This window comes from Thauera sp. WB-2 (genome assembly GCF_027594845.1).
Lineage (GTDB): Bacteria > Pseudomonadota > Gammaproteobacteria > Burkholderiales > Rhodocyclaceae > Thauera > Thauera mechernichensis.
Window position 1 is genome coordinate 60,992 of sequence record NZ_CP088935.1, and the last position, 13,606, is coordinate 74,597.

The 13,606-nt window shown below is 62.2% G+C and carries 12 protein-coding genes; 8 read left to right on the forward strand and 4 right to left on the reverse strand.

Annotated elements, in window-relative coordinates; genetic code table 11:
* The first annotated feature begins 1 nt into the window (after position 1).
* From LQF09_RS00245 to LQF09_RS00270, 6 genes are all read left to right on the forward strand, one after another.
* A complete protein-coding gene (locus tag LQF09_RS00245; RefSeq protein ID WP_270068841.1) occupies positions 2–3,241 on the forward strand; it encodes an efflux RND transporter permease subunit in 3,240 nt (1,079 codons plus the stop codon).
* Positions 3,242–3,483: 242 nt separating this feature from the next.
* Positions 3,484–3,732, forward strand: a complete 249-nt coding sequence (locus tag LQF09_RS00250; RefSeq protein WP_141020262.1) for a DUF2933 domain-containing protein — start codon at positions 3,484–3,486, stop codon at positions 3,730–3,732.
* A 1-nt stretch (position 3,733) separates the two neighbouring features.
* The gene (locus LQF09_RS00255; RefSeq protein WP_002943401.1) at positions 3,734–4,132 is read left to right on the forward strand and encodes a c-type cytochrome; all 399 of its coding nucleotides are present in this window, start codon (positions 3,734–3,736) and stop codon (positions 4,130–4,132) included.
* A gap of 24 nt (positions 4,133–4,156) precedes the next feature.
* Entirely contained in the window at positions 4,157–6,505 is a 2,349-nt protein-coding gene (locus LQF09_RS00260) for a heavy metal translocating P-type ATPase (RefSeq protein WP_270068842.1), read from the forward strand.
* A gap of 117 nt (positions 6,506–6,622) precedes the next feature.
* Positions 6,623–6,877 (forward strand): DUF2933 domain-containing protein, encoded by a 255-nt coding sequence (locus tag LQF09_RS00265; protein WP_141020265.1) that lies wholly within the window; start codon positions 6,623–6,625, stop codon positions 6,875–6,877.
* A 17-nt stretch (positions 6,878–6,894) separates the two neighbouring features.
* Positions 6,895–7,524 carry a methyltransferase family protein gene (locus tag LQF09_RS00270; protein WP_012586262.1) on the forward strand — a complete coding sequence of 210 codons (630 nt, stop codon included), beginning with the start codon at positions 6,895–6,897 and terminating at the stop codon, positions 7,522–7,524.
* Positions 7,525–7,747: 223 nt separating this feature from the next.
* On the opposite strand, the gene copK is transcribed toward LQF09_RS00270, so the two are convergent.
* From copK to LQF09_RS00285, 3 genes are all read right to left on the reverse strand, one after another.
* Positions 7,748–8,026 carry a periplasmic Cu(I)/Cu(II)-binding protein CopK gene (gene copK / locus LQF09_RS00275; RefSeq protein ID WP_168940888.1) on the reverse strand — a complete coding sequence of 93 codons (279 nt, stop codon included), beginning with the start codon at positions 8,024–8,026 and terminating at the stop codon, positions 7,748–7,750.
* A gap of 112 nt (positions 8,027–8,138) precedes the next feature.
* Positions 8,139–8,534, reverse strand: a complete 396-nt coding sequence (locus tag LQF09_RS00280) for a CzcE family metal-binding protein (protein WP_043742024.1) — start codon at positions 8,532–8,534, stop codon at positions 8,139–8,141.
* 379 nt (positions 8,535–8,913) lie between these two features.
* Positions 8,914–9,990: a hypothetical protein gene (locus LQF09_RS00285; RefSeq protein WP_270068843.1), complete on the reverse strand. Its 1,077-nt coding sequence runs from the start codon at positions 9,988–9,990 to the stop codon at positions 8,914–8,916.
* Positions 9,991–10,121: 131 nt separating this feature from the next.
* Between LQF09_RS00285 and LQF09_RS00290 the strand changes: the two genes are divergently transcribed.
* Both LQF09_RS00290 and LQF09_RS00295 read left to right on the forward strand, forming a co-directional pair.
* Complete coding sequence (locus tag LQF09_RS00290; RefSeq protein WP_002926203.1) at positions 10,122–10,352, forward strand: hypothetical protein; 231 nt, start codon at positions 10,122–10,124, stop codon at positions 10,350–10,352.
* A complete protein-coding gene (locus LQF09_RS00295; protein ID WP_002926204.1) occupies positions 10,345–11,118 on the forward strand; it encodes a competence protein CoiA family protein in 774 nt (257 codons plus the stop codon). The genes LQF09_RS00290 and LQF09_RS00295 overlap by 8 nt, the downstream gene beginning before the upstream one ends.
* Positions 11,119–11,624: 506 nt before the next feature.
* Here LQF09_RS00295 and LQF09_RS00300 read toward each other — a convergent pair.
* A complete protein-coding gene (locus LQF09_RS00300; protein WP_270068844.1) occupies positions 11,625–13,583 on the reverse strand; it encodes an ATP-dependent nuclease in 1,959 nt (652 codons plus the stop codon).
* Positions 13,584–13,606 lie beyond the last annotated feature (23 nt).

Consider the following 13,606-nt stretch of genomic DNA (forward strand, 5'->3'; position numbering starts at 1 on the left):
GATGCATGCCCCTGTGACAGACTCTTCGAACGTCGTGCCAACCGACGCGGCAGCCAGACCGGCAGCACCCGGCCTGCTCGACCGCGTCATCGACTGGTCGGCACGCAACGTCTTCCTCGTCCTGCTGGCCACGCTGTTCCTGATTGGCGGTGGCCTCTACGCGGTCAAGCACACGCCGCTCGACGCGCTGCCCGACCTGTCCGACGTGCAGGTGATCGTCTACACCGATTACCCCGGCCAGGCGCCGCAGGTGGTCGAGGATCAGGTCACCTATCCGCTCACCACCTCCATGCTGGCGGTGCCGCGCGCGAAGGTGGTGCGCGGCTTCTCGATGTTCGGCGCGTCCTACGTGTATGTGATCTTCGAGGACGGCACCGACATCTACTGGGCGCGCTCGCGCGTGCTCGAGTACCTGAGTTCGGCCGCCGGCCGCCTGCCGCAGGGCGTGGCGCCGCAGATCGGGCCGGACGCGACCGGCGTGGGCTGGGTCTACCAATATGCCGTGCTCGGCAAGGACATGAGCCTGGCCGAAACGCGCAGCCTGCAGGACTGGTACGTGCGCTACCAGCTCACCAAGGCGCAGGGCGTGTCGGAAGTCGCCAGCATCGGTGGCTTCGTGCGCGAGTACCAGGTCACCGTCGATCCGCTGCGCCTGGCCGGCTACGGCATCACGCTCGACCAGGTCACGCAAGCCATCCGCGCCTCCAACCGCGACGTCGGCGGCCGCGTGCTGGAACTCGCCGAGAAGGAGTACATGGTGCGCGGGCGCGGCTACCTGCGCAGCGTGGATGACATCTCCGACATCGTGTTGAAGGCCGAGCGCGGCACGCCGGTGCGGGTGGGCGACGTCGCCCGCGTCGAACTGGTGCCGGCCGAGCGGCGCGGCATCGCCGAGTTGAACGGCGAGGGCGAGGTCGCCTCCGGCATCGTCATGGCGCGCTTCGGCCAGAACGCGCTCGACGTGATCGCCAACGTCAAGGCCAAGATCGCCGAGATCACGCCCGGGCTGCCGGCGGGCGCCGAGATCGTGCCGGTCTATGACCGCTCCGAGCTCATCGAGCGCGCGATCGGCAACCTCAAGTGGACGCTCTTCGAGGAGAGTCTGATCGTCGCCGTCGTGTGCGTGGTCTTCCTGCTGCATGTGCGCAGCGCGCTGGTGGCGATCATCACGTTGCCGCTGGGCATCCTGATCGCCTTCATTGCCATGCGCAGCCTCGGGCTGGGCTCGAACATCATGAGCCTGGGCGGCATCGCAATCGCGATCGGCGCGATGGTGGACGCCGGCATCGTGATGATCGAGAACGCGCACAAGCGGTTGGAACACCTGCCGGCGCAGGCCTCGCAGGCGCAGCGCGCCGAGGTCATCCTGAAAGCGTGCAAGGAGGTCGGCCCGGCGCTGTTCTTCTCCCTGCTGATCATCACCGTGTCCTTCCTGCCGGTGTTCGCCCTCGAGGGGCAGGAGGGCCGGCTGTTCGCGCCGTTGGCCTACACCAAGACCTTCGCCATGGCCGGGGCCGCGCTGCTGTCGGTCACCCTGGTGCCGGTGCTGATGCTGCTCTTCGTGCGCGGACGCATCCTGCCCGAGAACAGGAATCCGGTGAATCGCGTGCTCACCTGGCTGTACCGGCCGGTCATCCGCGCGGTGCTGCGCTTCAAGTTCATCACGCTGCTGCTGGCGCTGGCTGCGATGGCGGTGACCCTGGTGCCGGCGCGCCAGATCGGCTCGGAGTTCATGCCGACGCTCAACGAAGGCACGCTGTTCTACATGCCGGCGGCGCTTCCCGGCATGTCGGTGACCGAAGCTGGGCGCCTGCTCGCCACCACCAACCGCATCATCAAGACCTTCCCCGAGGTGGAGTCGGTCTACGGCAAGGCCGGCCGCGCCAACACCGCTACCGACCCGGCGCCGCTGGAGATGTTCGAGACTGTCATCAATCTCAAGCCGCAGGACCAGTGGCGCCCCGGCATGACCACCGACAAGCTCATCGCCGAGATGGACGCCGCGCTCAAGTTTCCCGGCCTGGCCAACTCGTGGACGATGCCGATCAAGGCCCGCATCGACATGCTCAGCACCGGCATCCGCACGCCGGTGGGGGTCAAGGTCTTCGGTAACGATCTGGAGACGCTGGAGAAGGTGGCCCAGGCGGTGGAAGCCGCCGTGCGCAGGGTGCCGGGCGCGAGCAGCGCCTATGCCGAGCGTGTGGCCGGCGGCTACTACGTCGACATCGTGCCGCGCCGCGAGCAGCTCGCGCGCTACGGCCTCACCATCGACATGCTGCAGGACGTGATCGCCACCGCGCTCGGCGGCGAGATGGTGACCACGACGGTCGAGGGCCTGGAGCGCTACGGCGTGTCGGTGCGTTACGCACGCGGCCTGCGCGACGATCCGGCGCGGCTCGCGTCCGACGTCTATGTGCCGACCATGAACGGCCCGATCCCGCTCGGCCAGGTGGCTGAGGTGAAGCTGACGCGCGGCGCACCCGGTATCCGTACCGAGAACGCGCTGCTGGCGGCCTATGTGTATGTGGACACCCGCGAGACTGACCTCGGTGCCTTCGTCAAGCGCGCGCAGCAGGCGGTGGTGGAGGAGGTCGCTTTCCCGCCCGGCTACTACGCCACCTGGAGCGGCCAGTTCGAGAACATGGAGCGCGCCAAGGAGAAGATGAAGGTCGTCGTGCCGCTCACCCTGGCGCTGATCTTCGTGCTGCTGTACCTGAACTTCCGGCGGCTTGCCGAGACGCTGATCGTTATGCTGTCGGTGCCCTTCGCATTGGTGGGCGGGGTGTGGCTGATGTGGTGGCTCGACTACCAGATGAGCGTGGCGGTGGCGGTGGGCTTCATTGCGCTCGCCGGGGTGGCGGCCGAGACCGGAGTGATCATGCTGATCTACCTCGATCAGGCGTGGAAGGAGGTCTGCGACCGCAGGCGGGCCGAAGGCCGCGAGGCCGGCGTCGCCGATCTCTACCAGGCGATCATGGAGGGTGCGGCCGGACGCGTGCGACCGAAGATGATGACGGTGGTGACGATCATGGCCGGCCTGCTGCCGATCATGTGGAGCACCGGCACCGGGAGCGAAGTCATGAGCCGCATCGCTGCACCGATGGTGGGCGGCATGGTGTCCTCGACGGTGCTGACGCTGGCGGTGATTCCGGCGCTGTATGCGCTGGTCAAGCAGTGGGAGTTGCGCCGCAGCGCCAAGACAGCACCCGCGCAGGCGCTGGTCACGGTGTCGAATTTGTAATGCACCGGTCAGCGGCGCGACAGCATCGGGGGCGTAGCCTGTTTCCAAGGCCCCGTTCCCGAGGCTGCCGCTGAACGTGACGAGGAGCATTGCGATGCTTACCTGGATCAAATCCCTCTGGCAATCCTTCAAGAACTGGTGTCGCGAGAACGAGCGGGCCCACCGGGATGCCCCGCTCTCGCCGTGCTGCTCGAAGCCGCCCGCAGCCGTTCACCGTTCGCCGACCCGCAAGGTATGAAGCCATGAACACGAAGCCTGCTCATGATCCTGGACACCCTCGATCTGTCGCCTGGTATCGCTCCCCCGGCGTCATCGCTGGCCTGATGCTGGCGGCGATCGCACTGTTCTTCCTGCTGCGCGAACACTGGGCGCATGTGTCGGGCAACTGGGTGTATCTGATCCTGTTGCTGTGTCCCCTGATGCACTTGTTTGGCCATGGCGGACATCACGGCGGGCACCACAGTAACGACACCGACTCGGAGAAGCGCTGAGATGCCGATGACAGAGGCGTGCCTAGGCCGTGGCGTCGTCATTGCGGCGCTTTCGGGCGTCTTGATTTCGAGCGCAGCGGCGCAAGGCTGGACGATCCCGCAGCCCTCTCCGGGGCTGATGCCCAATCCGGGGCAGGGAAAGGGACTCTACGCACAGCACTGTGCCGCTTGCCATGGGACCGACCTCAAGGGCTCGGACAAGGGGCCGCCCATGCTCCATAAGGTCTACGAACCCAGTCATCACGCCGATATCGCCTTTCAGCTGGCGGTGGCGAACGGTGTGCGCGCCCACCACTGGCAGTTCGGCGACATGGCACCTGTTCCCGGCCTGACGCCGGACGAGGTCGCTCATGTCACGGCATTCATCCGGGGGGAACAGCGCAAGGTCGGCATTCGATAACAACAATCGCCGGGGAGAGGCATCATGACCCACGAGCATTCGCAGGGCGGCCATTCTGGCCACATTCATCGCCACGATCATGCATCACCAGGCCAGGATACCGATCCGGTCTGCGGCATGACCGTCAAGCCCGACTCTCCGTATCGGGTCATTCACGCCGGACACGAATACCGGTTCTGCAGTGCGAAGTGCCAAGGCAAGTTCGAGACCGATCCGGCGCGGTATCTGGCACCGGAGACAAGTCAGCCGTCAACGGAGCCCGCACCGGTGCCCGGCACGGAGTACACCTGCCCGATGCATCCGGAGATCCGCCAGATTGGGCCCGGTACCTGCCCGAAATGCGGCATGACGCTCGAGCCGGTGATGCCGGGCCTCGACGAGGAGGACAATCCCGAGCTCGCCGACTTGCGCCGCCGCTTCTGGTGGACGCTGCCGCTGACGGTGATCGTCACCGCGATCGCCATGTCCGGTGGCGTCTTCGATCCGATGCTGGGTGCGGCGCGCCCCTGGGTCGAGCTGGCCCTGGCGACACCGGTCGTGCTCTGGTCCGGTTGGCCGTTCTTCGTGCGCTGCGCGCAGTCGATCGGCAACCGCAGCCCGAACATGTGGACGCTGATTGGACTGGGAGTTGGGGCGGCCTATCTATATAGCGTCGTCGCTACGGTTGCGCCCGAAGTGTTTCCGGCCTCTTTCCGCATGGGCGAACACGTGGCGGTGTATTTCGAGGCAGCAGCGGTGATCATCTCGCTGACGCTGCTCGGCCAGGTGCTGGAGCTGAAGGCGCGCTCGGAGACCGGCGCCGCGATCAAGGCGCTGCTCGGCCTCGCGCCCAAGACCGCGCGGCGTATTCGCGCGGATGGCACCGAAGAGGACATCCCGTTGACGCACGTCCACCCCGGCGACCGGTTGCGCATTCGTCCGGGTGAAAAGGTGCCGGTCGATGGCGCCGTTGCCGAAGGCGAAAGCGCGGTCGACGAGTCAATGCTGACGGGTGAACCGATCCCGGTGACCAAGCGCCCCGGCGACAAGGTGATCGGCGCCACGCTCAACACCAGCGGCGCCCTGGTCATGGTCGCGGAGAAGATCGGGGCGCAGACCATGTTGTCGCAGATCGTGCAGATGGTCGCGCAGGCCCAGCGTTCGCGCGCGCCGATGCAACGCCTGGCCGATGTCGTCGCGGGCTGGTTCGTCATCGTCGTCGTGCTCATCGCCCTCACCACGTTCGTGGTGTGGGGGCTCTTCGGACCCCAGCCGAGCTGGGCCTATGGCCTCATCAACGCGGTGGCGGTGCTGATCATCGCCTGCCCCTGCGCACTGGGCCTAGCCACGCCGATGTCGGTGATGGTGGCGACCGGCAAGGCCGCCACCCAGGGCGTGCTGTTTCGCGATGCGGCGGCGATCGAGTCGCTGCGCAAGGTCGACACCCTGATCGTCGACAAGACCGGCACCCTGACCGAAGGACGCCCCGCCTTCCATAGTGTGGTGGCGGCGCCGGGCGGGACGGAGGCCGACGTGCTTCGCATCGCAGCCAGCCTCGATCAGGGTAGCGAGCACCCACTCGCCCAGGCCATCGTGAGCGAGGCTCGCGAGCGCGGTCTCGCGCTCAGCACACCGGACACCTTCGAATCCTCTTCCGGCATCGGCGTGCGCGGCACCGTCGATGGCCAACGTGTGGTTCTGGGGAATACCGCCCTGATGGACGATGAGCGCATCGATTGGCGCGGGCTCGCGGAGCGCGCCGAGGCTCTGCGCCTCGAGGGCGCAAGCGTGATGTACCTCGCCGCAGACGGCGTGCTCGTCGGCCTCATCGCCGTTGCCGATCCGATCAAGGCCTCGACCCCCGAAGCGCTCGATGCGCTGCGGGCAAGCGGGCTCCGGATCATCATGGCCACGGGCGATGGTCTCACGACGGCGCGCGCGGTCGGCGCCCGCCTGGGCATCGACGAGGTCTATGGCGAAGTGAAGCCCGCCGACAAGAATGAGCTCGTCGGCAAACTGCAGGCCGAGGGGCGCATCGTCGCCATGGCCGGCGATGGCATCAACGACGCGCCGGCGCTCGCGCGCGCGAATGTGGGTATCGCGATGGGCACCGGGACCGACGTCGCGATGAACAGTGCCCATCTGACTTTGGTCAAGGGTGATCTCCGGGGCATCGCCACCGCACGCCGCATCTCCGTCGCCACCGTGCGCAACATGCACCAGAACCTCGTATTCGCCTTCCTGTACAACGCAGCGGGTGTGCCGATCGCAGCCGGGGTGCTCTATCCAGCGTTCGGCCTGTTGTTGTCGCCCCTGATCGCCGCCCTGGCGATGAGCTTCAGCTCGGCGTCCGTGGTCGGCAACGCGTTGCGCCTCGGACGGAAAAGGGTCTGATCGTCCTCAATCCGCCCGCACGGAAAGCTCGGCAGACGAACTGCGTGACGGGTTCTTCGTTCGTTGGGAGGCATGCCGGCGTCGGCATGCCGATGTTTGCGCACAAGGAGCTGTCTCATGAAAGCCGAGACGGAAGCCGAGCCCCGTCCATCCGGTCGGGCTGAGTCGAACTTAAGGGTTCGCCGCGTATTTCCGGTCTTCGTCGTACTGGCGGCCGTTCTCCTTATCGCCGAGCACCGGCTCCATGTGCTCGGCTACCTACCGTGGCTCATCTTGCTTGCGTGCCCCCTGATGCACGTCTTCATGCATCGCGATCACGGCCACAAGAGAAAACGAACGCCGGCTGAAGACCAAGGTAACCATGATGCGTGATGCCACGGGAGATCGAGATGAGTGAGACGTCGAGTTACGGCTTGTGGTCACTGGTTATCATCAACTCGCTGTTCTTCATCGCCTTCGCATTCAGCTTCACGCGTCCCCGCACAAGCCAGGACTGGCGATCCTTGGGCGCTTACTCGGCCTTCATCCTCGCGCTCTTCACCGAGATGTACGGCTTTCCGTTGACGATCTACCTGCTCTCGGGGTGGCTGTCTTCGAAATTTCCGGGAATCGATTTTTTTGCCCACGACTCGGGGCACCTCTTGGAGGTGATGTTCGGATGGAGCAGTAACCCGCACTTCGGCCCGTTTCACCTCTTGAGCACGGTGTTCATCGTCGGTGGCTTCTGGCTCTTGGCAAAGGCCTGGCCCGTACTCCTCGAGGCTCAGCGCACCCGCCGCGTCGCCGACAGTGGCCCGTACGCACGCATTCGACACCCGCAATACGTCGCTTTCGTTCTGGTCATGTTCGGCTTTTTGCTGCAATGGCCGACCTTGATCACGCTGATCATGTTCCCGGTTCTGTTGATCGTGTACGCCAGGCTCGCCCGCCGGGAAGAACTCGATGCGATCGAGGCATTCGGTGATGCCTATCGCTCATACCGCGACCGCACGCCGGCGTTCATTCCTCGCCTGCGGTAGTTCGACGGATCGTTTGGTCCAGAGCGCCGCTTGCGAAGTAGAGGGAGATGCCGACGCGCAGATTCCTCATTGCCTGCAAGCAAGGCGCCTTTGAGTTTGGGGCACCATGCATGCGCGCGGGGCAGAGTGAGTTTGATCAATCAAACCCGCCGATCCTGAAAAAGGTCGACAGAAAAGCCCCCGGGATCGACACCGGGGGCAAGTTCATCCTGAAACGTGCGAATCAGTTACGGGTGTCGTGGCGAAGGATGCTGTCGAGACGCATGACCTCGTCGCCGTGCATCATGATCTTCTGTCCATCCTTGGTCTCCATCACTTCGCCGTGTTTCATCCTCACCGCACGGCCCATCTTGTCCTCCATGCCCATTTTCCCATCCTTGAAGATGTAGACCGTCGAGCCATCCTTCAAGGGGATGGACTTTTCGACCCGCTCGACATCGACCGCGAAGGCCGATGTGGTGGCAATCCCAAGTGCCGCGACCATCAGTGCTTTCTTCAACATGCTCGTCTCCTTGAATCAACTACAAATAATTGCTGAACATTGCATCAGGCCTCTTCCATAGAAGATTGCCCGATGCCTTACCCGCCTTGGTTCCTGGGGAAGCTTGGTGCTATCAGGAGCCGCTGCGGTAAAGGGGGCTTTCTTCGAGATAGACAGTCACCTTGTCGCCCCCTTGGACCACCTTCGAAAGCGGAAAGCTGTTTGTGCCGAGGGTGTCGAAGGTCCAGTTGATCGTCTTGTCACCGACCTTCAGGGCAACCGTCTCGAGCCGCGTGACGTTGATGTAGCGCGTGTCCGCATTGACGATCACGGTGCGGGAGGGCGTGGCGTTGCTCGCGTAGCCATATGTGGCCAGCTCTCGCTCAGTCGGGCTCGAAGCGCGTGCCTGGACATGCTCGAGCCAGTGCAGCGCACCGCCCTCGGAATAGTCCTCGTGTGCGAACGCAGCGGAAGATCCAAGGGTGCTGATGGCCGAGACGGCGAGAACGGCGATGATCGACTTTTTCATGATGGGCTCCTTGTCCAGATTGGCTGCTCATGCTTGAGCAACCATGGACTCGATCATAGGAGCCAGCGACTGACAGGGCAGTGACCCTGCAATTACGTTTAAGTCATAAGAATGAAAGGGTACGGTCAGGGTTGGCGGGCCGGGTTTCGTCAGTCCAAGGCCTTGACCGAACGGCAGACGCGTGAACGAAGCACCAATTTCACGTCCCCCAACATGTCATGCGAGGTGACGGCTTCACTCGGTTACTTGCCGTTCGCACCACGAAGAGCCCGACGGCTGGATTGGGTCGTTAGGGTGAGTTGGGAATTTCGGCAACCGGTCCTCCATCTCGCATATCACCGAGCGGAATAGAACGGCGGCAGTAGCCGACTTGCCGTCGCTACCGGCCTTGGAGCCAGTACCCCGCCTGCAACCTCCGATCAAAGCTGAAAACGTGTTCTCCAGGCTCCTCGTCACAGCATCCGACCAGCCGGTTGAACCGGCCAAGCCCGCTATCCCGTAGCGACACGTTGCCGCCACAAAGCGGGCAATCCGCCACATACCGCACCAGGCGCAGGTTGTAACCGCGCGACCGCCCCGGCTGCGCCGCGACCGCAGGATCCCAGACCAGCTCGACCTGGCACTCCTTCTCCGAGAACGGATAGAAGAGCGGCGAGGCCATGATGATGAATCGATCGTAGAGCCGCATCAGAGGTCGGAGCGGAAACCAGAAGAAGACGGCCGCGACGGCGATCCATCCCCACTCGAGCACGCCCTTGCCCAGTTGCAGCAATGCAATGACGACCGGCAGCCCCGCGAGAAGGATCATCAACGCCAGACCGACCGCCGGGACATAGCGCCGCACGCCATCGATGCGCATGCTCGCCTCGCCCTGCCGGCGGAACAGCAGTGGCCATAGAAACAGCCGCCCGAGGAGCGAGAACCGCAGACTCGACCGGTCCTCACGGTACCGAAGCACAAAGGGCTGCTTCCCATAGTCCGCTGGCAAGGTGGGGAGCAAGGTGCTCACACCGAAAGGACGCCATTCGAGGCGATAGGTCGACGAGCGCCCGCCGTCCGACTTCTCCTTGGTCGGCCACAGAAGCCCGGTGAAGCCCTTCTTCCGCGCGGCGTCGGTGAAGCGTCCCTGCAACTCGGCGAACGATTCCTCCAACGCGGGCCAGTGATCGTTCATCCGCTTGCGTGCCCTGTCGCTGGTCAGGCCATCGACTGGCTCACCGCGCTCCTCAAGCGTGTAGCGCCACAGATCCTGAGTGCTATGGGACTTGGGCTCGATGTCATCCTTGCCATCACCCTGGTACTGCGTGAGGAGCGCGCGTAGCAAGTCCCACAGCGCGTCCCGATAGTCAGCACTGCGGTCGCGATCCAGGAACATTTGAAACCACTGCGCGAACCGAACGCGCTCTGGCAATGGGCACGCGCCTTCGCACTGAGGGGTATCGGAAAGATCGCTCATGGGGCTCCCGGCAGACATGACGTGATTCTAACAGCGAACCGTCCGCAGACCGGTTCCGGACCGTCCGGGCCCAGCAACCACAAGGGTTTGCGTACCTAACCTGACCTCTCCGTTCAATTCAGGAGAAGGTCATGCTGGAAACCCTCGTTCTACACATCGCCGGCGAGCGCGTCACGCTCCGGTGGCTCCCCTCTGGCGATCTCGCTGTTTACCACCGGCCCGCCGAGCACGTGCGTGCGCTCGTCGAACCCATCTGCCGCAATCGTGGCCACTGGAACAGCGAGTACAACAACTGGATCGTCTTCCGTCAGTTCCGCGCAGCCGTCGTGTGCGAACTCGAAGCGGAGGCCGACCATGTCTGAACGGACGCTTCACGGCTTGGACTTCGGGCTCGACCACACAGGGCGGATGCGCGGAATCGACGAGGTGGAGCAGGGACTCGCCTGCAAATGCGAATGCCCGGAGTGCGGAAGTCCGCTTGTCGCCAGAAAGGGGGCTGTGCGCGTGCATCACTTCGCGCACCAAGGAGAGAGCTGCACCACCGGCGCCGAAACCGCGCTCCATCGGATGGCCAAACAGATCGTGGCGGACGAGCGTCGTCTCGTCGAACCCGGACGGGACACGCCGACAGTCTTCCGCGACGCCGCGCTACCGGATGAAATGTACTGGCCCGGCCGGCGCCCCGACGTCGTTCTCTTGACCGAGTCGATGACCCTGCATGTCGAGGTGACCGTAACCCATCGATGTAGCCCCGAAAAGCTGGAGGAGATCGTTCGTACAGGAATCCCGACCATCGAGCTTGACCTCTCGACGGCCTATCGGCGCAAGCGCCTGGGTTGGACGATCGAGCAGCTTACCGATCGTCTCGTTCACGATCCTGCGATTCGACGCTGGCTCCATCTGCCAGAGCCAGCAGCGGAGAAGGAGTGGCGAACAACCACCCCTGAGACGCAGACTCAGACCAAGCCCGCAGTCCCCGTCACCAGCACACGGACGTCCCGCATCTACGCCCCCTTCGAAGGCACGTTGCTCGTATTCGATCCTTGGTATGGGCTAGTGCCACGTGATCCCGTCGCACGCGCTCAGCTCATCCGCGAACTGGATGCGCGGCGGTCCACCGAGAAATAGACGCAGGGCGGCGAGCTACGACGGGTCGAAAACGTGCGGCACCATCGGCGGGCGCGACCCACCAGAGAACACGCCAAGCCTGCGGCTCCTCGCCCTGCAACCCCCTCCGGCCGCCAGAAAGCTTGGCCGTATCATCGTTTCTGCGAAAAAATCAGGATCCTTTCACCGTATTCGAGAATCGGTTGGTGGGGGGTTCTCATTGAAGGGTGAAATTTCCGGCGCCGCTGTCGGTGGAACCATTTCACCGTATGTGAGAACCTACAGCAGCGACCATAAACTGGCAAATGGCTAGCCAATTATTGGCAGACGGCCAGGAAGGGCGGGCGAATCCGATGGGTTCCCCGCCCTTTTTCCCACTCATACCCATTGTGAGCAGATGACTCATAATCCCTTGGTGCCGATTTCGACTCTCGGGGCGCCCGCCAGAACTGAAACAGCCAACCTTTCGGGGTTGGCTGTTTCGTTGGTTTCACCGTGTCGCCACTGTCGACAGCGTCACCTCCTGCTTAATTAAGAAACCGATTTACTTCCTTGAAGACAATTTCGAATTGTTCGAGCGACTTAGTGACTTCGGGGCTGTCACCATCCAACATTTCTGGGTGGCGCAGCAAGAATTCTGCCGGTAGATAGTGCCCAAATTCAGGGAAATCAGCCGGAAGTGTCTTGCAGAAGGCCTCAACCTGCTTCACGAGTCGAGGGCTTCCATTCGCGGCTGCCACTGCCTTCTCAGTAGTGAGAGCATGACTTCCATCCAGGCCGATAGCCCTGCCAACCAAGTTGCAGTAGAAAGCGGCATCGAAGAAGTCCTCGACATCACTTTCCGATTTCCCGGTAAAGTCGGTCGCGGTGAGTACACGCCCTGACTGCAGAATCTGACTTTGGCGTAGGCGCTCAACCTTGGCCTTGTCGCCGGAACCGTAGTCACATAGGACGGCGATATTCAAGTTATTTCCACTGAAGAGGGATGCGAAGGACGTGACCTTGTCCAGCCCTCCGGTTGGACAAATAGTCCATCGATTGTCCAAACCAATCCGCCCCCTCGACTGCAATGCCCTCGAAAGCACTTGTAGGTAGACGACGTCCGAAGGGCCTTCCACCAGTAGGCAATGCTTACCGACGAACAAGGACTGGGTAATCTCATAGCCAAGATGGGCTTGCAGTGGAAACAAAGTATCTTTGTCCACCGAGAGCACGTCAGCCGACACTTTTGTCCCCTTTACCAATGGCCGCCTAGGATCGCGGTAATCGACGACATCCTCAACCACCCGCACATCAGCAAGGCGCTGCGCTGGGACCATAAAGGGTGAATGAGTCGTGTAAATGACTTGGTGCTCAGGAAGAATTCGGCTTTCGATGTAGCGCAGCAAATCTGACTGTGCTTTGCCGTGTAACGTAAGTCCTGGCTCATCCAACAGGATGATGGCTTTGCCCGTATTCTTCTTGAGTTGCTTAAACTGAGACAAGAAGGAGAAGAACCAGACAAAACCAGCACTACGCTCCGACAAGGGCACAGAGGCACGGTGATGTTTGTTCTCGATTCGGACTTTTGCAACTGTGCCGCTATTGAAGGGAGCGGGATCTTCCGCCCTGCCTTGGTTTAGTTCGATCTTTACCGACAGCGCCTCATTCTGACTCCAGAACTCGAAAATCTCATCGGTGATGTCGTTGGAGGCACCTTCGCATTGCGCGACCAAATCTTCATATTTGGTCGCGTCTCGCAATTCCTCGATCGTGGTTCCCGCATATTCCAGGAAATCCAAGAAAATCCGATCACCGATGCTGACGCTGTTGTTTTGCTTATCAGATGCCAGCTTGTTGAGCGAAACCTCCCCCGACATCCGTTCGAAGTGGGATGTGTAGAACAACTGGGGCTTGCGCTTCGCTAGAAGGTCTATCGCAGCGCGAACTGCAGACCCATCACGAAACTTGGTCAGTGCCTGCAAGAGCGCCTCTTGCGCAGCCGATCTTTCTTGCTGCTCTTTCAGGATAGTCAGGGCATCTTGGGATTTTTCCGCACTACGGAGGATCCCCTTGTCCTTGCTGGTTAATCCATGCCTTGCTTCAAGATTGGCAAGGCACTTCTTCTCGTCGAGCGGCACAAACCAGGTCGTCCCCTTGCGCCCTATGTAGCTGGTGATTTCTATTTCTCTTCTGTTGAGTACACCATCACCAAGCAATTCTTCAAGGTCTGCAATATCAGCATCGTCGAGCTGCCACCATGTTCTTGCCACAGGAGACTCACCATTCCTATGGCGCTCGTCAAACTTGCTCAGGTATCGACGGGGATAGTCGCGAGTGCGGTCATAGGAAAAATCGTCAATCGGGTCAAGACCATGAATCGCCTTGAGGATAGCTGTCTTCCCTGCCTCGTTTTTACCAACGAGACAAGTCATGTCACCAATTTCGAATACTCCGCTGTCTTCAACAGACCGGAAGTTAGTCACCTGCACTTTCGCTAGTTTCATATTCGCCCCTTAATCCGATTCAA

Bases quoted from the DNA above. Each gene is read 5' to 3' on its own strand.
- LQF09_RS00245 (WP_270068841.1), top strand. From the start codon at position 2: ATGCATGCCCCTGTGACAGACTCTTCGAACGTCGTGCCAACCGACGCG.
- LQF09_RS00250 (WP_141020262.1), top strand. From the start codon at position 3,484: ATGAACACGAAGCCTGCTCATGATCCTGGACACCCTCGATCTGTCGCC.
- LQF09_RS00255 (WP_002943401.1), top strand. From the start codon at position 3,734: ATGCCGATGACAGAGGCGTGCCTAGGCCGTGGCGTCGTCATTGCGGCG.
- LQF09_RS00260 (WP_270068842.1), top strand. From the start codon at position 4,157: ATGACCCACGAGCATTCGCAGGGCGGCCATTCTGGCCACATTCATCGC.
- LQF09_RS00265 (WP_141020265.1), top strand. From the start codon at position 6,623: ATGAAAGCCGAGACGGAAGCCGAGCCCCGTCCATCCGGTCGGGCTGAG.
- LQF09_RS00270 (WP_012586262.1), top strand. From the start codon at position 6,895: ATGAGTGAGACGTCGAGTTACGGCTTGTGGTCACTGGTTATCATCAAC.
- copK (WP_168940888.1), bottom strand. From the start codon at position 8,026: ATGTTGAAGAAAGCACTGATGGTCGCGGCACTTGGGATTGCCACCACA.
- LQF09_RS00280 (WP_043742024.1), bottom strand. From the start codon at position 8,534: ATGAAAAAGTCGATCATCGCCGTTCTCGCCGTCTCGGCCATCAGCACC.
- LQF09_RS00285 (WP_270068843.1), bottom strand. From the start codon at position 9,990: ATGAGCGATCTTTCCGATACCCCTCAGTGCGAAGGCGCGTGCCCATTG.
- LQF09_RS00290 (WP_002926203.1), top strand. From the start codon at position 10,122: ATGCTGGAAACCCTCGTTCTACACATCGCCGGCGAGCGCGTCACGCTC.
- LQF09_RS00295 (WP_002926204.1), top strand. From the start codon at position 10,345: ATGTCTGAACGGACGCTTCACGGCTTGGACTTCGGGCTCGACCACACA.
- LQF09_RS00300 (WP_270068844.1), bottom strand. From the start codon at position 13,583: ATGAAACTAGCGAAAGTGCAGGTGACTAACTTCCGGTCTGTTGAAGAC.